At 57.6% G+C, this 23,027-nt stretch carries 22 protein-coding genes and 3 tRNA genes; 21 read left to right on the forward strand and 4 right to left on the reverse strand.

Annotation, left to right across the window (positions count from 1 at the left end; translation table 11 throughout):
* The first annotated feature begins 9 nt into the window (after positions 1-9).
* From rnc to VJ698_RS16400, 11 genes are all read left to right on the forward strand, one after another.
* A complete protein-coding gene (gene rnc, locus VJ698_RS16350) occupies positions 10-1,008 on the forward strand; it encodes a ribonuclease III (RefSeq protein WP_324103850.1) in 999 nt (332 codons plus the stop codon).
* Positions 1,005-1,907 (forward strand): GTPase Era, encoded by a 903-nt coding sequence (era, locus tag VJ698_RS16355; RefSeq protein WP_324103851.1) that lies wholly within the window; start codon positions 1,005-1,007, stop codon positions 1,905-1,907. The genes rnc and era overlap by 4 nt, the downstream gene beginning before the upstream one ends.
* A gap of 55 nt (positions 1,908-1,962) precedes the next feature.
* On the forward strand, positions 1,963-2,817 hold the full coding sequence (recO, locus tag VJ698_RS16360) for a DNA repair protein RecO (RefSeq protein ID WP_324103852.1): 855 nt from the start codon (positions 1,963-1,965) through the stop codon (positions 2,815-2,817).
* Between the two features lie 16 nt (positions 2,818-2,833).
* Positions 2,834-3,601, forward strand: coding sequence for a pyridoxine 5'-phosphate synthase (gene pdxJ, locus VJ698_RS16365; RefSeq protein ID WP_324103853.1), 768 nt, complete (start codon positions 2,834-2,836; stop codon positions 3,599-3,601).
* Positions 3,598-3,990, forward strand: coding sequence for a holo-ACP synthase (acpS, locus tag VJ698_RS16370; protein WP_324103854.1), 393 nt, complete (start codon positions 3,598-3,600; stop codon positions 3,988-3,990). Before pdxJ ends, acpS begins: the two co-directional genes overlap by 4 nt.
* Entirely contained in the window at positions 3,987-5,039 is a 1,053-nt protein-coding gene (gene nagZ, locus VJ698_RS16375) for a beta-N-acetylhexosaminidase (RefSeq protein WP_324103855.1), read from the forward strand. The genes acpS and nagZ overlap by 4 nt, the downstream gene beginning before the upstream one ends.
* Positions 5,040-5,054: 15 nt before the next feature.
* Entirely contained in the window at positions 5,055-6,911 is a 1,857-nt protein-coding gene (gene uvrC / locus VJ698_RS16380; RefSeq protein WP_324103856.1) for an excinuclease ABC subunit UvrC, read from the forward strand.
* Between the two features lie 84 nt (positions 6,912-6,995).
* On the forward strand, positions 6,996-7,577 hold the full coding sequence (gene pgsA, locus VJ698_RS16385) for a CDP-diacylglycerol--glycerol-3-phosphate 3-phosphatidyltransferase (protein ID WP_324103962.1): 582 nt from the start codon (positions 6,996-6,998) through the stop codon (positions 7,575-7,577).
* A gap of 61 nt (positions 7,578-7,638) precedes the next feature.
* Positions 7,639-7,714: transfer RNA gene (locus VJ698_RS16390), tRNA-Gly, on the forward strand.
* 89 nt (positions 7,715-7,803) lie between these two features.
* Positions 7,804-7,877 (forward strand) — tRNA-Cys (locus tag VJ698_RS16395).
* Between the two features lie 62 nt (positions 7,878-7,939).
* Positions 7,940-8,032: transfer RNA gene (locus VJ698_RS16400), tRNA-Leu, on the forward strand.
* Between the two features lie 543 nt (positions 8,033-8,575).
* On the opposite strand, the gene VJ698_RS16405 is transcribed toward VJ698_RS16400, so the two are convergent.
* Both VJ698_RS16405 and VJ698_RS16410 read right to left on the reverse strand, forming a co-directional pair.
* A complete protein-coding gene (locus tag VJ698_RS16405) occupies positions 8,576-9,055 on the reverse strand; it encodes a hypothetical protein (protein WP_324103857.1) in 480 nt (159 codons plus the stop codon).
* A gap of 406 nt (positions 9,056-9,461) precedes the next feature.
* A complete protein-coding gene (locus VJ698_RS16410) occupies positions 9,462-9,827 on the reverse strand; it encodes a hypothetical protein (RefSeq protein WP_324103858.1) in 366 nt (121 codons plus the stop codon).
* A gap of 218 nt (positions 9,828-10,045) precedes the next feature.
* Between VJ698_RS16410 and gcvH the strand changes: the two genes are divergently transcribed.
* The 10 genes from gcvH (at position 10,046) to VJ698_RS16460 (ending at position 21,033) form a co-directional block, all read left to right on the forward strand.
* Complete coding sequence (gene gcvH / locus VJ698_RS16415) at positions 10,046-10,426, forward strand: glycine cleavage system protein GcvH (protein WP_324103859.1); 381 nt, start codon at positions 10,046-10,048, stop codon at positions 10,424-10,426.
* A gap of 79 nt (positions 10,427-10,505) precedes the next feature.
* The gene (gene gcvP / locus VJ698_RS16420; RefSeq protein ID WP_324103860.1) at positions 10,506-13,367 is read left to right on the forward strand and encodes an aminomethyl-transferring glycine dehydrogenase; all 2,862 of its coding nucleotides are present in this window, start codon (positions 10,506-10,508) and stop codon (positions 13,365-13,367) included.
* A 106-nt stretch (positions 13,368-13,473) separates the two neighbouring features.
* The gene (locus VJ698_RS16425; RefSeq protein WP_324103861.1) at positions 13,474-14,853 is read left to right on the forward strand and encodes an L-serine ammonia-lyase; all 1,380 of its coding nucleotides are present in this window, start codon (positions 13,474-13,476) and stop codon (positions 14,851-14,853) included.
* 70 nt (positions 14,854-14,923) lie between these two features.
* Positions 14,924-16,048, forward strand: a complete 1,125-nt coding sequence (gene gcvT, locus VJ698_RS16430; protein WP_324103862.1) for a glycine cleavage system aminomethyltransferase GcvT — start codon at positions 14,924-14,926, stop codon at positions 16,046-16,048.
* A 509-nt stretch (positions 16,049-16,557) separates the two neighbouring features.
* Positions 16,558-16,842, forward strand: coding sequence for a hypothetical protein (locus tag VJ698_RS16435; protein WP_324103863.1), 285 nt, complete (start codon positions 16,558-16,560; stop codon positions 16,840-16,842).
* A gap of 249 nt (positions 16,843-17,091) precedes the next feature.
* Positions 17,092-17,514, forward strand: coding sequence for a DUF1178 family protein (locus VJ698_RS16440; protein ID WP_324103864.1), 423 nt, complete (start codon positions 17,092-17,094; stop codon positions 17,512-17,514).
* Between the two features lie 202 nt (positions 17,515-17,716).
* On the forward strand, positions 17,717-18,913 hold the full coding sequence (locus VJ698_RS16445) for an acyl-CoA dehydrogenase family protein (RefSeq protein WP_324103865.1): 1,197 nt from the start codon (positions 17,717-17,719) through the stop codon (positions 18,911-18,913).
* Positions 18,914-18,920: 7 nt separating this feature from the next.
* Positions 18,921-20,060, forward strand: a complete 1,140-nt coding sequence (locus VJ698_RS16450; protein WP_324103866.1) for an acyl-CoA dehydrogenase — start codon at positions 18,921-18,923, stop codon at positions 20,058-20,060.
* A gap of 26 nt (positions 20,061-20,086) precedes the next feature.
* Positions 20,087-20,545: a MaoC family dehydratase gene (locus tag VJ698_RS16455; protein ID WP_324103867.1), complete on the forward strand. Its 459-nt coding sequence runs from the start codon at positions 20,087-20,089 to the stop codon at positions 20,543-20,545.
* Between the two features lie 32 nt (positions 20,546-20,577).
* Positions 20,578-21,033 (forward strand): MaoC family dehydratase, encoded by a 456-nt coding sequence (locus tag VJ698_RS16460; RefSeq protein ID WP_324103868.1) that lies wholly within the window; start codon positions 20,578-20,580, stop codon positions 21,031-21,033.
* 78 nt (positions 21,034-21,111) lie between these two features.
* On the opposite strand, the gene VJ698_RS16465 is transcribed toward VJ698_RS16460, so the two are convergent.
* Complete coding sequence (locus VJ698_RS16465) at positions 21,112-21,804, reverse strand: glutathione binding-like protein (protein ID WP_324103869.1); 693 nt, start codon at positions 21,802-21,804, stop codon at positions 21,112-21,114.
* A 99-nt stretch (positions 21,805-21,903) separates the two neighbouring features.
* Positions 21,904-22,962 (reverse strand): phosphotransferase family protein, encoded by a 1,059-nt coding sequence (locus VJ698_RS16470; RefSeq protein WP_324103870.1) that lies wholly within the window; start codon positions 22,960-22,962, stop codon positions 21,904-21,906.
* Positions 22,963-23,027 lie beyond the last annotated feature (65 nt).

Here is a 23,027-nt window from a genome sequence, read left to right on the forward strand (position 1 = left end):
CAGATCGAGATGGATTTCAAGATATTGCAAACAAGGCTGGGACACACGTTCAAGGATGCCGCTCTCCTGCAGCAGGCCTTGACGCATAGGAGTCATAGCAGTTTGCATAATGAACGGCTTGAATTCCTCGGCGATTCCGTGCTGAACTGCGTCGTGGCTTCGCTCCTGTTCGAGCGTTTCAGCAAGATTGATGAGGGTGATTTGTCGCGCCTGCGCGCCAACCTGGTCAAGCAGCAGTCGCTTTATGAGATTGCGCAGCGGCTCGAATTGTCGCAATTCCTGCGCCTAGGGGAAGGCGAGTTGAAGTCAGGTGGATTCCGGCGGCCTTCGATTCTTGCTGATACGCTGGAAGCACTGTTTGGCGCCATTTTCTTGGATGCCGGTTTTAATGCGGCACGCGATGTCATTCGTGCCTTGTACATTCCCATTCTCGAAACCGTTGACCCCAAGACGCTGGGCAAGGATGCCAAAACCCTGCTGCAAGAGTACTTGCAGGGGAAGAAGATAGCGTTGCCGCAATATAATGTCGTCGCGACACACGGCGCAGCTCATAACCAGGAGTTTGAGGTTGAATGCCTGGTACCCAAACTGGATATTCAGGTATTCGGAACCGGCGGAAGCCGGCGCGCCGGTGAGCAGGCCGCGGCGAAACTGGCGTTGGAAGCGGTGCAAAGCGCCTTGGCGAAGACTGCTTCGTCCGGCCGAAAAACGCGTCCCCGCGCATCGCAGCTGAAGCTTGCAGGTATCGCGACGATCCAACCGGATGCCCCGGTTGACAACCAGCCCGCCAAACCTTCCCGGCCTGCCGCCAGGACTGAGGGCAAGTCAGAGGCCAAGGTCGAAGCGCGACAGGATGCCAAGCAGAACAGACTGGACCTGAAAGACGATACCGGGGCTGAAGCTGGTGCGGATGACTTGTCCGATGGAATAGCGGCCGCAACAACAACAGAGCAACCGGCAAAACCGGATTCAACCACCGCCGCCTCTTCACATTCAAAGACAGCATGACATCGACTGATGCCTCTCCCGACTTCCGATGTGGTTATATCGCCATCGTCGGTCGGCCCAACGTCGGTAAATCGACATTGATGAACGCCTTGATTGGGGCGAAAGTCAGCATTACTTCGCGCAAGGCGCAGACCACGCGCCATCGTATTACCGGAATTCAAACTACCGGAACGGTGCAGTTCGTCTATGTGGACACGCCCGGTTTCCAGACGCGCCATTCGAACGCCTTGAACAAGACACTGAACCGGACAGTGACCAATACACTGACCGCCGCCGATGTCATCCTTTTCATCGTTGAAGCGGGCACCTTCGGGCCGGCCGACAAGCAGGTACTGGATGTGATTCCGGAGAACGTGCCATGCATTCTGGTCATCAACAAGTCCGACCGCATCAAGGACAAAGCGGTCATGATGCCCTTTGCACAGAAGATAGCGGCCGAACACGACTTTTCTTCTGTCGTTCCTGTGTCGGCCAAGCAGCATTTTCAGCTCGACATCCTTGAAGGCGAAATCGAAAAACATCTGCCAGTGAATTCTCCGATGTTCGATGAGGATGACATCACCGACCGGAGCGAAAAATTCCTCGCTGCCGAAATCGTGCGTGAAAAAGTGTTTCGCTTTGTCGGGGACGAACTTCCGTACACGAGTACGGTCGTCATCGAAAAGTTCGAGGAAGAGGGGAAGCTGCGCCGGATTTTTGCCGCCATTCTTGTCGACCGGAATAGCCACAAGGCAATGGTGATCGGCCAGAAGGGCGCCAAGCTCAAGGAAATCTCAACGCAGGCGCGCCTCGACATGGAAAAACTTTTCGGCGGCCCCGTCTATCTTGAGATCTGGGTCAAGGTCAAATCAGGCTGGGCGGACAACGAAGCCGGGCTGCGCGCATACGGTTACGAATAGCCTGCCTGTCGCTTGTGTTGCTGGCAGCGTGGTTTGAATGAAACCAGGTTCATACATGTCTCTTCCCACCACGCGAGAAAGCGATCCGCCGAAAGCAACGTCGGTTGGGACGCTTGCGCCGGACGTGCAAACTCTGCCATCGCCCGACATCGGTACAAAGGCGGTGCGTCCGGCATCGCGCAGTCGCGCCCCTGAAAAGGAGAATCGCGTGGCTAACCAGCCGGCATTCGTCCTGCACAGCTACCCTTACAAGGAAACCAGCCTGATCGTCGAAGTGTTTTCCCGCGACTATGGACGAGTAGCACTGATTGCGAAAGGCGCGAAGCGTCCGCACTCCAGGTTGCGTGGCGTGCTGCAGACGTTTCAGCCCCTATCCGTGAGCTGGAGCGGCAAGGCGGAAGTCCGGACGCTGACATCGGCCGAGTGGATCGGGGGACTTTTGCCCCTGGAAAAATCCGCATTGCTGTGCGGCTTTTATCTGAATGAGCTACTCGTGAAATTGCTGGCACGAGATGATCCGCATTCCGCCCTGTTTGATCACTATGTGGCCACGCTGAATCAGCTCGCGCATGACGAACCCGCGCCAATCGTGCTGCGCAAATTCGAGCGCGCATTACTGAAGGAAACTGGCGTAGGCGGCGACTTCACACAGTGTACGACAACGGGGCTCCCGGTTTCCGCGGAACAGATCTATGTCGTGGATCCGGAGCGAGGGCCGCGCCTGGCACATCCGGCAGATAATTCCCCTCGCGTCTCGGGCAAGACCTTGCTCGACATGGAACATGAAGATTATTCCGATAGCGCGACGCAACTGCAAAGCAAGTTCCTGATGCGCTTTTTGCTGTCGCACCATTTGGGCGGAGCGCCGCTCAATACGCGCCAGATTCTGATAGATTTGATGCAGTTATAAGCCAACATTTCCTGCCATGAGCCTCTTACATCCACATACCCCTGTCATTGATCTTGGCGTCAATATTGATCATGTTGCGACCCTCCGCAATGCGCGTGGAACGACGTATCCCGATCCTGTCCAGGCAGCGCTGCTGGCCGAGGAAGCCGGTGCCGATTGCATCACGTTGCACCTGCGCGAGGATCGGCGCCACATCAAGGATGCGGATGTCGAGGCGATCCGTCCTCAACTGCATACGCGGATGAATCTCGAATCCGCCGTCACCAGCGAGATGATTGAGTTTGCCTGCCGTATCAAACCGCAGGATGTTTGCCTCGTGCCGGAGCGGCGCAATGAAGTGACGACCGAGGGTGGCCTGGATGTCGTCAAGTATTTTTCCGAAGTACAGTCTGCCGTAAAACAACTGCAAGCGACGGGCATACGCGTGAGCCTGTTCATCGACCCTGATCCTGCGCAGATTCACGCTGCATCGGAAGCGGGCGCTCCTGTCATTGAAATACATACCGGGCGTTATGCCGATGCAAAGACCGAAGCCGAAGCTCGGCAGGAACTGGAGCGTGTGCAGGAAGGCGTGCTGGAAGGCATCAAGCACGGGCTGCAAGTCAATGCGGGGCATGGCCTGCATTACACCAATGTGCAGGCAATCGCGGCGATTCCTGAGATTGCGGAACTGAATATCGGCCATGCCATCGTCGCCCAGGCCATCTTTGTTGGATGGCAGAATGCCGTCAAGGAAATGAAGGCAATTATGACCGCGGCGCGGCTCGGTATTCACAAGAAATGATTTACGGCATAGGCACCGATATCATTCAGATCTCGCGGGTGGAGGCGGCACTCGCGCGCAACGGCGAACGCTTTGCTGAAAAGATCCTGGGGCCTGAAGAGCTGGACAAGTACCGGCGTCGCAAGGCCAAGGTCGAGGCGCGCGGCATTCGTTTCCTCGCGACGCGATTTGCTGCAAAGGAGGCATTTTCAAAGGCAATCGGCCTTGGCATGCGCATGCCAATGACGTGGCGGGCGATGCAGACACTGAATGCGCCGAGCGGAAAGCCGATCGCCGTCATGAGTGGTGCCTTGAAAGAATTTATGGAAAAGAACGGGCTGACCGCGCAGGTGTCGATTACGGATGAAGCCGAATACGCGGTCGCCTTCGTCATCGTGGAGAAGAAATGAATGCAATAGCAGCAAACGCCAACCTTGGCCCGGTCATGCTCGATGTCGTCGGCGCGACCTTGAGCAATGACGACATCCGGCGGATCCAGCATCCGCTGACGGGAGGGGTGATCCTGTTTGCTCGGAATTATCAGAGCCGGAAGCAATTGACAGCGCTGACCGATGCCATCCACGGCGCGCGGCCGGGTGTGCTCATCGCGGTCGATCATGAAGGTGGGCGCGTGCAGCGCTTCAAGACGGACGGCTTCACGAAACTGCCCGCCATGCGCAAGCTGGGGGAATTATGGGACCGGAACGTCCTGGAGGCGATCAAGGCTGCAACCGACGTTGGCTTTGTGCTCGCGGCCGAGTTGCGCGCCTGCGGCATCGATTTGTCATTTACCCCGGTGCTCGACCTGGACTACGGCGAATCGAGTGTAATCGGCGACCGTGCATTCCATCGCGACCCGCGCGTAGTCACAGTATTGGCGAAGAGCCTGAACCATGGACTCGCGTTGGCCGGCATGGCGAACTGCGGGAAGCATTTCCCGGGTCATGGCTTTGTGAAGGCAGATTCGCACATCGCCATTCCCGTGGATGAACGCGGTCTGACGGATATTCTCACCGAGGATGCCGCGCCCTATGACTGGTTCGGCATCGGATTATCGGCGGTGATGCCGGCACATGTGATTTACCCTAAGGTGGACAAAAACCCCGCAGGTTTTTCCAAAAAATGGCTGTCAATCCTGCGTCGCGACATGGGGTTCCAGGGAGTGATTTTCAGCGATGACCTGAGCATGGAGGGCGCGAGCGTTGCCGGAAGTGTCGTTGACGGCGCCAAGGCCGCGCTCGCAGCCGGATGCGATATGGTCCTGATCTGCAATTCGCCGGACAAGGCTGACGAACTCCTGGCAGGCTTGAAAATGAAGGCGAGTGCAGCATCAAAGGAATCGCAGGCTCGTATCGCGGCGCTGCTTCCGCAAACGCCGGTGCTTGACTGGGATGCATTGCAGGAAGATCTTCGATACCGCGCTGCAAAGCAGGGCGTGCAGTCATTGGCGGAAGCGTAAGGAAATCGTGATCCGATGTCCGACGATCTAACCTCCGATCCGCGCGCAGCCGTTTTGGAGACGGTCGCCAAATTGCCGCATCTTCCTGGCGTATATCGCTATTTCGATGCGGACAACAATCTGCTATATGTCGGCAAGGCGCGCGACCTCAAGAAGCGTGTCTCGAGCTACTTCCAGAAGACGCTGACCAGCCCGCGCACCGCGATGATGGTCGAGCGCATCGCGCGGATGGAAACGACGGTCACCCGCAGCGAGGCGGAGGCGCTGCTGCTGGAAAACAACCTCATCAAGACCCTGCAGCCGCGCTTCAACATCCTGTTCCGTGATGACAAATCGTATCCCTACCTGAAAATCACGGCGCAGGAAACGCCGCGCATGGCGTATTACCGCGGCGCGGTAGACAAGAAGAACCAGTACTTCGGTCCGTTCCCCAGTGCCTGGGCCGTCAAGGAGTCCATGCAGATCCTGCAGAAGGTGTTTCGCCTGCGGACCTGCGAAGACTCGGTTTTCGCAAACCGGACGCGCCCCTGCCTGCTGTACCAGATCCAGCGCTGCAGCGCGCCCTGCGTAAACGCAATCAGCAAGGAAGATTACGAACACGATGTGGAGAATGCCGCCAAGTTTCTGCGTGGACGGCAGACAGAAGTCCTTGAAGCGCTGGAAAAGAAAATGCAAGGCTTTGCCGCAGAGCTGAAATTCGAGCAGGCCGCCGCGGTGCGGAATCAAATCACTGCCTTGTCGCGCGTACTGCATCAGCAGAGCATGGAGACGGTTGGCGATGCCGACATCGACATCATTGCGGTGATCGTGCAAGGCGGGAGGGCGTGCGTCAACCTCGCCATGGTGCGGGGTGGCCGCCACCTAGGGGATCGCGCCTACTTTCCGACCCACGTCGACGATGCGATAGCGACGGCCGAAGGCCCGGTCGAAGTCGAGGTGCTGAAGGCATTCCTCGCGCAGCATTACATCGAGAAGTTCATTCCCGGCACCATCATTCTTAACATAGAGTTCGACGAGCCGGAACTCATGACGGCTCTGATGGAGCAGTGCGGCCATCGCGTCACGCTGGTGTTCCAGCCGCAGGGCCAGCGCCGCCAGTGGCTTGAGATGGCGCAGAAAGGTGCGGAAATTGCGCTCGCACGGCTGCTGTCCGAACAGGGCTCGCAGCAGGCGCGCACACGGGCACTGGTTGATGTGCTTGGACTGGACGTTGCCGATATCGACAGCCTACGCATCGAGTGCTTCGACATCAGTCATACGCAAGGTGAAGCGACCCAGGCGTCCTGTGTCGTGTTCCATCATCACGCCATGCAGAACGGCGAATACCGACGCTTCAATATCCATGACATTACGCCAGGCGATGATTACGCGGCGATGCGACAGGTGCTGACTCGGCGCTATGAGAAGGTTGCCAATGGCGAAGGCATGATGCCGGATATCGTACTGATCGACGGCGGCAAGGGGCAGGTCGAGATCGCCAGGCAGGTCTTCAGCGAGCTCGGCCTGGATATCGGCTTGCTTGTCGGCGTTGCCAAGGGCGAGGGGCGGAAGGTTGGTCTGGAGACATTGATATTTGCCGACGACAGGCCAGCGCTCGAACTCGGCAAGGAGTCGGCGGCCTTGATGCTGATTGCGCAAATCCGCGATGAAGCACATCGTTTTGCCATTACCGGCATGCGTGCAAAACGTGCCAAGGCACGGCAGACCTCGCGGCTGGAAGAGATCGAGGGCATTGGCGCGAAGCGGCGCCAGAAACTGCTCGCAAGGTTTGGTGGATTGCGAGGGGTTGCTGACGCCAGTGTGGAAGAGCTGGCATCGGTTGAAGGAATATCACGACAGCTCGCCGAGGAGATTTACAGGCAGTTGCATTGATCGCAGCAGTCGGGTGCGGTGAATTCGCAATTGCAGCGAAGGCAATTTCCACGCGATAATCAGGCTAATTCAAAGGCGCTGACTATGCCACTCAACATACCGATTCTGCTTACCTGGCTGCGCGTCGCACTCATCCCGCTGGTGGTGGGCGTGTTCTATCTTCCTGATGTCTGGCTGTCGCCCTATGCCAAAGGCGTCGCGGCAACCGTTGTTTTCATCGTTGCCGCTATTACCGACTGGTTCGACGGATTTCTGGCGCGCCGCTGGAATGAAACGTCCGCGTTTGGCGCCTTCCTCGATCCGGTTGCCGACAAGCTGATGGTGGCCGGCGCTCTCTTGGTACTCGTAGAGTTTTACGGCGTGAATGCCGTCCTTGCCTTCATTATCATCGGGCGCGAGATTGCAATCTCTGCCTTGCGCGAATGGATGGCGCAAATCGGTGCATCCAAGTCGGTCGCGGTGAGTTCCATTGGCAAGATCAAGACCACGGCGCAAATGATTGCGATCCCGATGCTGTTGTACCGGGAGGCTCTGTTCGGCATCGATACGAGGTTCTGGGGTGCGCGCCTGCTGGAGATTGCTGCAGTTTTGACGGTGTGGTCGATGTTTTATTATTTGCGCAAGGCGTGGCCGCTCATTAAGGAGAAGGCCGGTCGGACGGACTAGCGGGTATTCCCGAGGCTTGACAAAAAAACGCAGATCTCTATAATGCTTGTCTGTTGCCGATGCGGGAATAGCTCAGTTGGTAGAGCGCAACCTTGCCAAGGTTGAGGTCGAGGGTTCGAGACCCTTTTCCCGCTCCAGGTTCACCGAAGTGCCTTACTTTCGAGTTGAATCGTTGTGAGACCACGCACAGCATGGTTTCGAGTTTGTGGTTACAATACATGCCCATGGCGGGGTAGCAAAGTGGTTATGCAGCGGCCTGCAAAGCCGTCTACGCCGGTTCGATTCCGACCCCCGCCTCCAGTTTTCCAAAAAAGCGCCGCGTGCGCTTTTTTTGCTTGTGCGGTAGATTTATTCCGTACTGCGCCCGAGTGGTGAAATTGGTAGACACAGCGGACTTAAAATCCGCCGCTTACCCGAGAGGGGGCGTACCGGTTCGATTCCGGTCTCGGGCACCACGAACTTTTCTCCAATCTCCCTGATCTTGTCGCCGTTTCTCAAGAGTGCATAGCCTTCCGGGTATTCCGCGACCTACTACTGTTATATCACCCGAGTGTCTGGTCGGGACATCGCGATGCTGATCAGCGTTACCGAAGATGTAAGCGTGTCGGCCAGCCACCTCGATCAGTAACCCATTGCTTCCATCTCGAACGCGCCTTCCTCAATAGCGTTAAGAACGATGTCTTGGCGCGAAGCCCGCCGCTTACTGATCACGCGCTTCAGCGCACATTGAATGCGGCTGCCAAAACAAAGTAAATCCGGACACATGCTTTGCGGCCTCAAGTCGATGGGGAGTCTGCCGGCGAATTCAAAGTGGCCGAGACGATATTGGCGATGTGCTTGCCTGGACGGGGTTCTCGATCTGTTCATTTAGAAGCCGCGACAAGCCTGCTTGCGAGACCAGTTCATGCCAGTGGAACCAGGCAACGCAAGCTCGTACTATGGCCGGAAGAGGGGAGGCAGAAAACTGGTGCCTTCACTTAATGCAGGTGATACGAGATCTATGCCTTAAAAAATCGCCGCTCACGTCTCGATCCCGAGTCCTGGATTTTTTTTGACTCAAGAAGCGACTGCAGTGCGGGGGGTAGCCGTTGGCGCAGCTTCTTCACCTGGACGGGAGTTGGATCGAATCCCAGGGAGCCAATCGCCGATTTGAGAATTTCAGCTGCGGACCGCGGTGTGTCCGTGATAAGACCCAACCAATAATCGCTTGGCGTAGGCGGCAGCTCCGGAGCGGTGCTTGAGGTGCCTACTGTAGGCTTTCGCGGCCTTCCGCGCTTGGCGGGCGTGCGAGAGGAAGTTGTTTGTCCATATTTGCGTCGTCCCCGCGCAGGCGGTGTCGTTTCGAGATCAATAATGCTGTCCAGTTGCGCAAGTGTTTGCTCGAGAACTTCGATGCGCGACTGGTAGTAGGCTAATCCTTGCCTTGCGTGCGAGATTTCGGCTTCAATGGCCGATTTTGCGGATTCCAGCTTTGACATGGGAGCGCCATCATTGATTAACAGAGACAGGATGTTTTATTCATATTCATGCACTGATGCATCACCGCTACATGATTGTTTAAAAGTATGTCTGGTACTTTGATAATTCACAATTCGAGCATTTATAAGTTCTTGATATGGTTCGACGCGTGTGACACGGCGAGCATTATTCAGCAATATTGATGAGTTTTACCGGCTTGCCAGCACTGGCACCCATTCAATCTGATACGTCAATTTCAATTCATTCAAATTCTCGGTGTCGAGAAATGCGTCACATTTCCGACGAGTTGAAAATGAATGGGGCCGTCATATGTACACATAAAGGACGGACAGGCGGAATCCGCGGGCATCTGCAGGAGCAAGAATGGTGGCGAGAAGCTCGGTCCTGCTCCGGACCATGGACAATTCACCCTTGAATAACAATATCATCATTAATCGTTTTGAGGCGCACCATGAGTCTGGTCGTGGTCTTGGTGAGAGCACTGCGGATAGCTAAGCGCAGCGGCAGTAAGCCCATCAATGCCGCCGCTTGTGGCAACGAAACCGGATGTTTCGCGTCTATGTCGCCTAGACCTGCACGACTGTGGACATCTCGTCTTGCCGGCTCGTTACAGGAGTTTATGCAAGGCAATGCCAGACGTTTTCTGGCCGAAATGTCGTCATTTTCACGTTCGAAAGATAAATGACAACTTTTTTCAATCAAGAACAGGGGTTCCAGAAAATTTTTTTCAAATCGATGTTTTTGAGGAGCTATTGAATACATTAAAAACATAGAACCCTCTAAAATTTCGCCGAATGAACAGGGGGATTTCCCAGTCCTTGACGACACTTGTTTGGCGGATATACGAGAGGGAAACCTCTTTCAGCGACAGGAAGCAGCATGTGCGTGATGACGCTATCAAGACCGGCAACTGCTTCGCAAGTGCAATCAACAGTTCCACGCTTTTGCCAAAACGGCAGTTCGATTAATAACCTTCAGGAGATAAGAAAATGAGCAAGACCGTATTTACCCAAGACCATGAATGGTTGCGCATAGAAGACGACGGCTCCATCGTCGCCGGGATCACGGACTACGCGCAGGATCAGCTCGGCGACCTGGTGTACGTTCAGCTGCCGGAAGTCAACAAGGAATACGCAAAGGGCGACGAAGCAGCAGTGATCGAATCGGTCAAGACGGCTGGCGAAATCCTGATGCCGACCGCGGGCATCGTCAGCGAAATCAATAGTGCATTGGCAGATGAGCCGGGCAAGGTTAACGAAGATCCGATGGGTGCAGGCTGGTTCTTCAAGTTCAAGGCCAACAATCCTGGCGACCTGGACGGTCTGCTCGATGAAGCCGGCTACAAGGCCTATCTCGCCACGCTTGGCTGATTAATATCCGGCGCCAGCCGGGCATCAGGCCAAGCGGCACAACACCCAACACACATTAACTCAGTTTTGAGAGGTAACCATGATTCAGAAACGGGCTGCATTCGAGGATCTGCAGCAGCGCACAGACTTCATCGACAGGCATATCGGTCCGGGCGAAGACGACCGGAAAGCCATGCTGGCCGCGCTCGGCTTTGAATCCATGGATGCCTTTATCAGCAAGGTGGTGCCCGGCTCCATCCTGATGAACGAAGAGTTGAACCTTGGCGACGCGCGCACTGAAGCGGAAGTGCTGGATGAATTGCAGAAGATCGCGTCGAAAAACAAGGTGTTCAAGTCGTTTATTGGCATGGGCTATTACAACACGCACACGCCAACGGTCATCCTGCGCAACCTTCTGGAAAACCCTGCCTGGTACACCGCATATACGCCGTATCAGCCCGAGATTTCGCAAGGACGCCTGGAAGCCTTGCTGAACTTCCAGACCATGATCTCGGACCTGACCGGCCTGGAGATTGCCAATGCATCGCTCCTCGATGAGGCGACGGCGGCGGCGGAGGCAATGACTTTCTGCCAGCGTGTGTCGAAGAGCAAAAGCAAGGTCTTTTTCGTGTCGAAGGACTGCCTTCCGCAAACCATCGACGTCGTCCGCACACGCGCCGAGCCGATCGGTATCGAAGTGGTGGTGGGCGATCCTCGCACTGGTCTGGATCAACAGGACTGCTTTGGCGTTCTGCTGCAGTATCCGACCCTTGATGGCGAGATCAATGATTACGCGGAAACGGTCGCGAAGGTGCATGCAAAGAACGCACTCGTCGTTGTCGCAGCCGATTTGCTCGCGCTGACCGTGCTGACGCCTCCCGGCGAGTTCGGGGCGGATGTGGCGATCGGTTCCGCACAGCGCTTCGGTGTGCCGCTCGGTTATGGCGGCCCGCATGCTGCTTATTTCGCTACGCGCGACGCGAACAAGCGCCTGATGCCAGGGCGCGTGGTCGGTGTGTCCATCGACAGCCACGGCAACAAGGCGTATCGCCTGGCGCTGCAGACGCGCGAACAACATATCCGTCGCGAAAAGGCGACCAGCAACGTGTGTACAGCACAAGTCCTGCTTGCAAATATCGCCAGCATGTTCGCCGTGTACCACGGCCCGAAAGGGCTCAAGACGATCGCGCAGCGTGTGCATCGTCTGATGACGACGTTCGCAGAAGGCCTGCGCAAGATGGACTTCGACGTTCGTACACAGTCATTCTTTGACACCATCACGGTTCGCACTGGCGGTCGTACGCAGGAAATCCATACAGCTGCTCGCATGCACGCGATGAATCTGCGCGTGGTGGACAATGAAACCGTGGGCGTTTCCCTCGACGAGACGACCACGCGCGAAGACGTGGAAACTTTGTGGGCCGTCTTTGGCGGCGGCAAGGCGCTTCCGTCATTTGCTGCTTGCGAAGCAGAAGCCGCTGATCGCATTCCGCAGTCGCTCGCTCGCAGTAGCTCCTTCCTCACGCATCCGGTATTCAATAGCCATCATTCCGAGACACAGATGCTGCGCTACCTGCGCGCGCTCTCGGACAAGGACCTCGCGCTGGACCGTACCATGATCCCGCTCGGTTCCTGCACGATGAAGCTCAATGCGACGACAGAGATGATTCCGATCACCTGGAAGGAGTTCGGCAATATCCATCCGTTCGCGCCGATTGACCAGGCACAGGGCTATCAGCAGCTCACCACAGACCTCGAGCAGATGCTGGTGGCGTGCACAGGCTATGATGCCGTCTCGTTGCAGCCGAATGCCGGCTCGCAAGGCGAATATTCCGGCCTGCTGGCGATTCGCGGGTACCATAAGAGCCGCGGCGAAGGACACCGCAACATCTGCCTGATCCCCAGCTCTGCTCACGGCACTAACCCGGCAACCGCGCACATGGCGGGCATGCAGGTGGTGGTGGTGCAATGCGACGAGCGCGGCAATGTGGACGTGGCTGATCTCAAGGCGAAGGCAGATCAGCACGCGGCCAACCTGGCGGCAATGATGATCACTTATCCGTCGACACACGGTGTCTTTGAAGAGGCTGTCCGCGAAATCTGCGACATCGTGCATTCGCATGGCGGCCAGGTGTACATCGATGGCGCCAACATGAACGCGATGGTGGGGTTGTGCGCGCCAGGCAAGTTTGGCGGCGACGTATCACACCTAAATTTGCACAAGACCTTCTGCATTCCGCACGGCGGCGGCGGACCAGGCGTTGGCCCGATCGGCGTGAAGTCGCACCTGGCGCCGTTCATGCCTGGTCACCGCATGCTCGAAAATCATACCGGTGCGGTCTGCGCGGCCCCGTGGGGAAGCGCCAGCATTCTGCCGATCAGCTGGACCTATATCAAGCTGATGGGGCGGATCGGGCTGAAGCAGGCGAGCGAGTACGCCATCCTCAACGCCAACTACATCGCCACGCGTCTCGCGCCACACTTCCCTATCCTGTACGCGGGCGAGGGCGGACTCGTTGCGCACGAGTGCATCGTTGACCTGCGTCCGCTTAAAGAGACGGGTGTAACAGTGGACGACGTGGCGAAGCGCCTGATGGACTTCGGATTCCATGCACCGACCATGTCCTTCCCGGTTCCGGGCACCTTGATGATCGAGCCGACCGAAAGTGAGGCCAAGGACGAACTTGACCGCTTCTGCGAGGCGATGATCACAATCCGCGAGGAAATCCGTGCCATCGAGAACGGCAGCATCACGGCGGAGGAAAGTCCGCTGCATTTTGCGCCGCACACGGCCATGGATATTACTGGGGAGTGGAACCGCAAGTATTCGCGCGAGCAGGCAGTGTTCCCGGTCAGCTCCTTGCGCAGCAACAAATACTGGCCGCCCGTTGGACGTGTCGATAATGTCTACGGTGACCGTAACCTGGTTTGCTCCTGCCCGCCGGTTTCCGATTACGAATAAGGGTTGATTGCACCGCGTCGGCGTGTATGCGCCGGCGCGGTTTTTTCCCTGTCGGGGCAATTGTCAGGTTGCGGCGGCAGGGAACAGAAATGGCAGACGGAGATTTATGGCCATCAGCGTTTTTGAGTTGTTCAAGATTGGCATCGGGCCGTCGAGCTCCCATACGGTTGGGCCGATGCGCGCGGCACTGCAATTCGCCAGCGGCCTGAAGGATTCTGGAAAGCTCGCGCAGACTGCAACGATCAAGTCGGAGTTATTCGGTTCTCTCGGTGCAACCGGGAAAGGGCACGGCAGCGACAAGGCCGTGCTACTCGGCTTGCAGGGGGAGGCGCCGGATCTTGTGGATACCAATTCGGTGGATGCAAAGCTCGCTCGGATCCGGGGAACGGGCCGTATTATGCTGCTCGGCGAAAAAGAAATACCGTTCGTCGAAGGCGAGCACCTGTTGCTTCACAAGCGGCAGTCCTTGCCCTATCACCCTAACGGCATGCGGTTTACCGCATGCGACGCGAATGGCGCCGAGATCGCGAGCAAGGTGTATTACTCGGTCGGCGGTGGTTTCGTCGTGAACGAGGAAGCGGCGGGAGCGGGACGCATCGTACCTGACACCACCCCGCTGCACTATCCGTTCAGAAGCGCCGAGCAGTTGCTAGGTTTGTGCCGGCAGAACAATCTCTCAGTCAGTCAGCTGATGCTGGAAAACGAGAAAGCGTGGCGTCCGGAAGACGAAACGCGGCGCGGCCTGCTGAGGATCTGGCAGGTGATGCAGGAGTGCGTCAGGCGCGGATGCGAACGGGAAGGCACGCTGCCCGGCGGGCTGAAAGTACAACGACGCGCGGCCCAGCTTTTCCGCAAGCTGTCCAGCCAGCCGGAAGCGAACCTGCGCGATCCGCTTACCACAATGGATTGGGTCAACCTCTATGCGCTCGCCGTGAACGAGGAGAACGCCGCCGGCGGGCGAGTAGTGACGGCACCGACCAATGGTGCAGCGGGCATCATCCCGGCAGTGCTGCACTACTACTACCGTTTCATCACTGGTGCGAATGACGACGGCGTGATCCGCTTCCTGCTGACCGCTGCGGCGATCGGCATTCTCTACAAGGAAAACGCTTCGATTTCCGGTGCGGAAGTTGGCTGCCAGGGCGAGGTTGGCGTTGCATGTTCCATGGCGGCGGGCGCATTGACCGAAGTAATGGGCGGCTCGCCCGAGCAGGTGGAAAATGCGGCCGAAATTGGCATGGAGCATAACCTCGGCCTCACCTGCGATCCGATCGGCGGCCTGGTCCAGGTGCCGTGCATCGAGCGCAATGCCATGGGCTCGATCAAGGCGATCAACGCTGCGCGCATGGCGTTGCGCGGCAACGGGCATCATTTTGTTTCCCTCGACAAGGTGATCAAGACCATGCGCGAAACCGGCGCCGACATGAAGATCAAGTACAAGGAGACTGCGCGAGGAGGGCTCGCAGTCAATGTGATCGAGTGCTGAACGGAAATCGGGAAGCCGCCCTCTTTGCACGGAACGTTTTGCATTCAACATATAACAAGGACGAAATTCTATGGACACCACATCGCAAGCCCTGGCTCGCACACCGTTGTACAACCTGCACCTTGAACTCGGCGCACGGATGGTGCCTTTCGCGGGTTATGAAATGCCGGTGCAGTATCCGGCCGGCGTGCTCAAGGAACACAACCATACGCGGGCGCAGGCGGGCCTGTTCGATGTTTCGCACATGGGGCAGGTGAGGCTGTCCGGCGTGGGTGCGGCCGCTGCGCTCGAATCGCTGGTGCCGGTCGATGTCGTCGATCTGCCCCTGAATTTCCAGCGCTATGCGATGTTCACCAATGAGCAGGGCGGCATCCTGGATGATCTGATGATATCCAATGGCGGCGACCATTTGTTCCTCGTGGTGAATGCAGCGTGCAAGCAGCAGGATGTGGCGCACATGAAAAAGCATCTTGCCGGCCGCTGCCAGGTCGAGGAGCTTACGGATCGTGCGTTGCTTGCGCTGCAGGGACCGGCGGCCGGTGCAGTGATGGCGCGCCTTGCGCCGGAAACGGCGAAGATGATTTTCATGAACACGGCGAAGGTGACGCTGGTTGGTCTCGAGTGTTACATCAGCCGCTCGGGCTATACCGGTGAAGATGGTTTCGAGATCTCCGTGCCCGAAACCAAGGCCGAGGAACTCGCGCGCCTCTTGCTGGCTCAGCCTGAAGTGGCGCCGATCGGCTTGGGCGCGCGCGATTCGTTGCGCCTGGAAGCGGGCCTGTGCCTGTACGGGCACGACATGGATACCAATACCACCCCGGTCGAAGCCAGCCTCGCATGGGCCTTGTCGAAGGCGCGGAGGGCCGATGGCGCACGCGCCGGAGGGTATCCGGGTGCGGATGTCATCCTGGGCCAATTGGCGGGAGGCGTTTCCCGCAAGCGCGTCGGGCTCGCGGTCAGGGACCGCATGCCGGTTCGTGAAGGCGCGGAACTGGTGAATGCCGAGGGCCAAACGATCGGCAAAGTGACCAGCGGCGGCTTTGGCCCGACGGTGGGAGCGCCTGTTGCCATGGGCTATGTCGAGACCGGATTTTCGAAGATCGGGACGGTGTTGAATGCCATCGTCCGCGGCAAGCCGGTGCCGGTCGAAGTGGTGAAAACACCTTTCACACCGCAGCGCTACTATCGCGGCTGAAGGCGATTGATACCGGCAGGCTTGGCTGAGCGCAGCCTAAGGAGGCGCGCTCGACCTTCTGCGACCCTTTATCGATCTTCATCCGGAAATCCCGGCGTAATCCGGGCTGCTCGTGGATGCCAGCGACGGATGTGCTGCCTGTTTTTCGTTATTGTGAGGAAAATATCTTCCAATCAATGACTTACGTACTAATCAACATGGTTATCAACAGACATGATAACAGTTGCTGTGATTAACTTTTGCGTTTTCTCAAGTCCGGGAGCTTCCTTGCGGTAACGCAAACACGGCGTTCCCTGTCCCACTTATGATGGGGTCGGTCCCTTAAGCCTCCCAGGAAGTGTTTGCCCGTACAGCGTGCTGACGGGCATTTTTTTTGCCCCGCACCAGGCACCTTTCTTCAGTCTAATATTTACCCGCAGCACGATTGAGAATTCTCAATCATCGCCCTCCGGAATTTGACATACTTGCTGGTCAGAAAATTCCCTTTACCAACTTGCTTGCTCGATGTCATGAAAAAGAAGCTTGAGACTGACGCGGTCATTGAGAACTTGATTGCTGCGACGCTGGGCGAAAGTCCGACTGCCCGTCAGCGGCACATTTATCGGGAAAATCTTCGAGCGTTGGTGCGGCTGGCCAAGTCCGAGCAAGTCGTCGAGATCAAGGACAACGTGCAGAGGCTGGCTGGTGCGATCGAGGCTCACACGGCGCGCCGGCGCGCGAAAGCAATACTGTTGGCGCAGCGCTTGCCCGACCTCCTCGAACAGGCGCAACAACAGTTCGAATTCAAACAGTAAGCTTTCCTTCGGCGGCGTGCGCTTCCGGCGCCGGAATCGAGCTGGCGCAGCATGATTGCGGACACTGCGCACGTTGCGCACGCGTCAAAGCGGGGGCTGGTGGAAACAATGTAGAATATGTTCAGCTTGACTGACGGCAAACCAGTCAGCGGGCTGGCACTGCCAGACAAAAAAGCGCCGTGCGGGAGCAGACTGTCAAGTATCTTCTGCTTTCAGGCTGGTTCCGTTCCCCGTTGCTCGTCTCGTTTCATGAAAGTCTACAACCTCTGCTGTGAACGCGATCATCGTTTCGAAGGATGGTTTTCTTCGGAAGAGGATTTCAGCGCGCAATCCTGCAAGGAACTGATTGAGTGCCCGATCTGCGAAAGCCGCAGTGTCCGCAAGCTGCCGTCTGCGCCGCGGCTGAACCTGTCGTCTGCACAACCGCCACAGAATGATGTAAGCCAGCAGATCCAGGCGGAAGTGATCGAGGTGATGCGCAAGATCGTCGCCAGCACCGAGGATGTCGGCGAGCGTTTTGCGGAAGAAGCGAGGCGCATCCATTACAACGAGGCGCCGGAGCGCGCCATCCGCGGTACTGCCAGCCAATCCGAGCGCGCAGCTTTGGCAGAAGAGGGTATCGAAGTCATGTCGCTTCCGATGCCGCCCGCACTGAAACAGCCCCTCCAGTAAGCTCTTCCGGCCGTCGCCGGTCAGTCTCCTCCTTGTTTCAAGACCACCCTAACGTGCTCGCGCCTGGCTGCACATCACGCCCTTATTGCCTGAAAGGCAATGCCTCTAAATGCAGATATAAATTCACAACACATCGTAAAAATCCACTGTATAATCGTTTCCGAACGGTCGTGCTATTTAGCCGGGACTACAAGGAGACAGCATGGATTTGAACTATTCAGCGGAAGATTTGGCCTTCCGCGACACAGTTCGCGCCTTCCTGGATGCGAATCTGCCGAAAGATCTGCAGCAAAAAGTCCTCAATCACAAGCGCCTCTCCAAGGATGATCTGGTCCGCTGGCACAAGATTGTTGCCAAGCAGGGCTGGGTCGGAACGGGCTGGCCGGTCGAATATGGCGGCACGGGGTGGACGCCGGTGCAGCGTCATATCTGGGAAGAAGAATGTGCGCACGCTGGCACACCGCCGATCCTGCCGTTCGGCGTCAATATGGTGGCGCCCGTTATCATGGCCTTCGGCAATGAAGCGCAAAAGCGTTATTACCTGCCTCGTATCCTGAATTGCGACGACTGGTGGTGCCAAGGCTACTCCGAACCCGGCTCCGGCTCCGACCTCGCCTCCCTCAAGACGCGCGCGGAGCGCGAGGGCGACCACTACATCGTGAACGGCCAGAAGACGTGGACCACACTCGGACAGCATGCGGACATGATTTTCTGCCTCGTACGCACCGATCCGAGCGCGCGCAAGCAGGAGGGTATCTCCTTCCTACTGATCGACATGCATACGCCAGGCATCACCGTCCGCCCGATCATCATGCTCGACGAAGAACACGAAGTGAACGAGGTGTTCTTCGATAACGTGAAAGTCCCGGTTGAGAATCTGATCGGCGAAGAGAACAAGGGCTGGACCTACGCGAAGTACCTGCTCGGTCATGAACGCACAAATATTGCCGCTGTTGGCCGCGCCAAGCGCGAGCTGCAGTTCCTGAAGCGTCTCGCCGGTAAGCAGATGAAGAACGGCATGCCGCTGATCGAGGATCCGGTCTTTTCGGCAAAGGTGGCTAGCCTGGAAATCGAGATCATGGCGCTGGAAGTGACAGTGCTGCGCGTCCTGTCGCAGGATCATGCGAAACGCGGCCCGGGGCCGGAAGCGTCGATGCTGAAGGTCAAGGGGACCGAAGTGCAGCAGGCGCTGACCGAGCTGATGGTGGAAGCCGCCGGACCCTATGCGATGCCGTTCGATCCTGAATACCTGGAAGGGAAGGAGGAGCACAGCGTTACACAGCAGGACGATGCAGCTCCCCTCGCACCGTATTACTTCAACTACCGGAAGACATCGATTTACGGCGGATCCAACGAAATTCAGAGAAACATCATCTCCCAGATGATCCTGGGACTGTGAGGCGAGCATGGACTTCAATTTCACTCCGGAGCAACAACAATTCAAGGATGCCCTGCGGCGCTTCATCGACAAGGACTACACCTTCGAGGATCGCAAGAAGATTGTGTATTCCTCCAAAGGTGTATCGGATGATGCGTGGGCCACGCTCGTCGAACTGGGCATGACGGCATTGCCGATTCCTGAAGAGCAGGGCGGCTTCAATGGTTCTGCGGTCGACATGCTGGTGGTGATGCAGGAACTGGGGCGCGGACTGGTCGTCGAACCCTACTTCGCGACCGTGCTCGGCGCGCAATTCCTGAAGCTGGCAGGCGGCCAGGAAGCATTGCTTGAACAGATCGCGAGCGGTGAACTGAAACTGGCTGCAGCACTCGGCGAAAAGCAGTCGCGCCATGAATTGCTCGATGTGGCAACGGCAGTCAGGCCAGATGGAGATGGCTATGTGATCAACGGGACGAAGACGGTTGTGATCCATGGCGCGCAGGCGGACAAGCTGATCGTATCAGCGCGCACCGGCGGAGGCGAGCGCGACACCAATGGCATCTCGCTCTTCATCGTGGCTGCGGATGCTGCAGGCATTGAACGCCGTGATTACCGCACAATCGACTGCCAGCGCGCGGCCGACATCAGCTTTACCAACGTACATGTGCCAGCTTCAGCCTTGCTCGGCAAGGCAGGGGCGGGTTGGGATATCCTTGATGCTGCGGTCGACTACGGCAGGGCCTTGCTGTGTGCCGAAGCTATCGGCGCAATGGATGCGCTCAATGCCGCCACGCTGGAGTACCTAAAGACGCGTCAGCAGTTCGGTGTACCGATCGGCAAGTTCCAGGTCTTGCAGCACAGGATGGCCGACATGTTCATGCAGACCGAACAGGCACGTTCGATGGCTACGCTGGCAGCGGTGAAGGTGTCGTCTGCCGATGTGCAGGAACGCCGTCGCGCCGTCTCCGGGGCGAAGGCTCGCGTCGGGCAGGCGTTGAAATTTGTCGGCCAGCAGGCGGTACAACTGCATGGCGGCATGGGCGTTACGAACGAGCTTCCGGCGGCGCATCATTTCAAGCGCCTGAGCATGATCGAGTTGACCCTGGGGGATACCGATCATCACTTGGCCCGCTTCGCAGCACAGCCGGGATTCAAGGACGCTGCCTGATTCAACACGAAAACGAGGGGACGAACATGCCGCAACTGAAGTGGTACTTTGAGGATTTCGAAATCGGAAAGACGATCCATGTCGGGTCTCGCGCCGTCACGGAAGAAGAAATCATCGATTTTGCAACTAAGTTCGATCCGCAGCCCTTTCACGTCGACAAGGAGGCTGCGAAACACTCGATATACGGCGACATCATTGCCAGTGGCTGGCACACCTGCAGCATGATGATGCGGCTGATGGTCGACGGATTCCTGAGCGAGGCATCAAGCCTTGGTTCGCCGGGGGTGGATGAAATCCGCTGGATCAAACCGGTACGCGGCGGCGACACCTTGACCGTGACGACGACCGCGCAGGAAATACGGCCTTCCACCAGCAAGCCCGACCGCGGCGTTGTGGTCACCTTGTGGGAGGCGAAGAACCAGCATGGCGAACTGGTGGCCACAATCAAGGGCATGGGCATGTTCAAGCGCCGCTCCCACGCTTAGCACACTGACTCAACAATAATCATGGAGACAGCATGCGCGTCATCGCATCGGTAGAAGAACTGAAGAGCCTTGTCGGCAAGGAAGTTGCGGTCACCGACTGGACCACCATCACCCAGGAGAGAATCAACCTGTTCGCTCAGGCGACCGGTGACCATCAATGGATTCATGTGGATCCGGACCGCGCCCGCAAGGAATCACCCTACGGCACCACCATTGCACATGGCTTTCTCACGCTGTCGCTGCTGCCCATGATCATGGAAAGCGCGGTGAGCATGTCAATGGCAAAAATGGGCGTGAACTACGGCTTGAACAAGGTGCGCTTTCCCGCGCCGGTACCGGTGGGCAGCAGGATCCGCGGGCGCCTGACGCTGAAGGAAGTGGAAGATATCGAAGGCGGTGCCCAGATGACCTGGGGCGTGACGCTGGAGCGTGAAGGCAGCGACAAGCCGGTGTGCGTCGCAGAGTCGATCTCGCGGCGCTACTGGTAATCGATTCAGCAAGGTGTCAACGCAAAGGGCGCGAAGAAATCCATCTTCGCGCCCTTTGTCCATGTGACGCGACGTTCTTCAGTGCCGCTGGTACTGCGTGGCGCCGAACAGCATTTCCTTCGACTTTTCGTCAAGCAGCGGCTTGCGCGCATTGGCCAGCACCTCGACGCCGCGCTTCACGGCGGGGCGCTCGCTGATTTCGTCGAACCAGCGCTTTGCATGCGGATAGTCGGCCCAATCGATTCCCTGGTTCTTCCATGAGCGCAACCACGGGAAGGTCGCGATGTCGGCGATAGTGTACTCATCTCCGGCCAGGAAAGCGTGTGTCGACAGTTGCTTGTCGATGACGCTGTACAGGCGTTTGGCCTCATTGGTATAGCGGTTGACGGCGTACTCGATTTTTTCCGGCGCATAGATACGGAAATGGTGCGCCTGCCCGAGCATCGGGCCGACGCCGCCCATCTGGAACATCAGCCACTGCAGCGTCGTGAATTTTTGCCGATCGCTTTCACCGAGGAACCTGCCAGACTTGCTCGCGAGGTAAACCAGGATCGCACCGGATTCGAATAGGGAAAACGGCTTGCCGTCCGAGCCGTCTGCATCGACGATGGCGGGGATCTTGTTGTTGGGGGAAATCGCCAGGAATTCGGGCTTGAACTGGTCGCCCTGGCCGATGTTGATGTGGTGGACGCGATAGGGCAGGCCGCACTCTTCCAGCATGATGTGGACCTTGTGGCCGTTCGGCGTGGCGTCGGAATAAACGTCGATCATGTTTTCTCCTGCTTTGTTGGTCTTGTCCGGAATCTCAAACGCCACATGATTATGCAGGCGTTTAAGATTCTTCGCTTCGCGCAGGTGCTTAAGCCGCAATCAACGATTGGATGCGTAGCGCCAGCCCATCTCCGCCATCGGCCGCGCGGCTTGGCCATTCTTCAGCGCAGCTTCGCTCGCAGCGGTGCCGTCGACATAGCGCTTCATGATGCCCTGGAGGATGCCCGCCATGCGGAACATGTTGTAGGCCAGGTAGAAATTGAAATCTTCCTTGCGGATGGTCTTGCCGGTGCGCTCGCAGTACTTTGCGATGTATTCCTCTTCGCTCGGGATGCCCAGTGCTTTCAGGTCGAGACCGCCGATGCCGCGGAACTGGTCGTGGCCGATGTGCCAGCTCATGCAATGGTAGGAGAAGTCGGCCAGCGGATGGCCGAGCGTCGACAGTTCCCAGTCCAGCACTGCCAGCACGCGTGGTTCGGTCGGGTGGAAGATCATGTTGTCGAGACGATAGTCGCCATGGACAATACTGGTCTCATCACCCGGCGGGATGTTGTCCGGAAGCCATTCGATCAGCTTGTCCATCGCCTCGATCTTTTCGGTCTCCGAGGCGCGATACTGCTTGGTCCAGCGATCGATCTGGCGCGCGAAATAATTTCCCGGCTTGCCGAAGTCGGACAGGCCGATTGCTGCATAGTCGATGGTGTGCAGTTGCGCGATCACGCGGTTCATTTCATCGTAATGCGCGGCACGCTCCGTCGGCGTCATGCCGGGCATGGCCTGGTCCCAAAGCACCCGGCCGTCGACGAATTCCATGATGTAGAAGGCGCGGCCGATGATGGATTCGTCCGTGCATAGCGCGTATTGCTTCGCTGCCGGGAAGCCAACCTTGTTGAGCGCATCCATGACGCGGAATTCGCGGTCGATGGCATGAGCGGAGGCGAGCAGTTTCGCCGCGGGGCCGGGCTTGGTGCGCAGCACGTAGCTCTTGCCGCCGGCGGTCAGTTTGAAGGTCGGGTTGGACTGACCGCCCTTGAACTGCTCGACGGAAAGCTCACCGGAAAAACCCTCGACGTGCTCCCGCATGTAGTTCTGCATGGCAGCGAGATCGAACTTCTGGCGCTCTGAAACCGGCCGTGTGCCCATGAATTCTTCGAACATCTTGTCTCCTTTGTCATCGAGGCGAAACGGGTGTTGGAGCTGATTCAGCCTGACTGGCTCGACAA

This window comes from Noviherbaspirillum sp. (assembly GCF_035254685.1).
GTDB lineage: Bacteria > Pseudomonadota > Gammaproteobacteria > Burkholderiales > Burkholderiaceae_D > Noviherbaspirillum.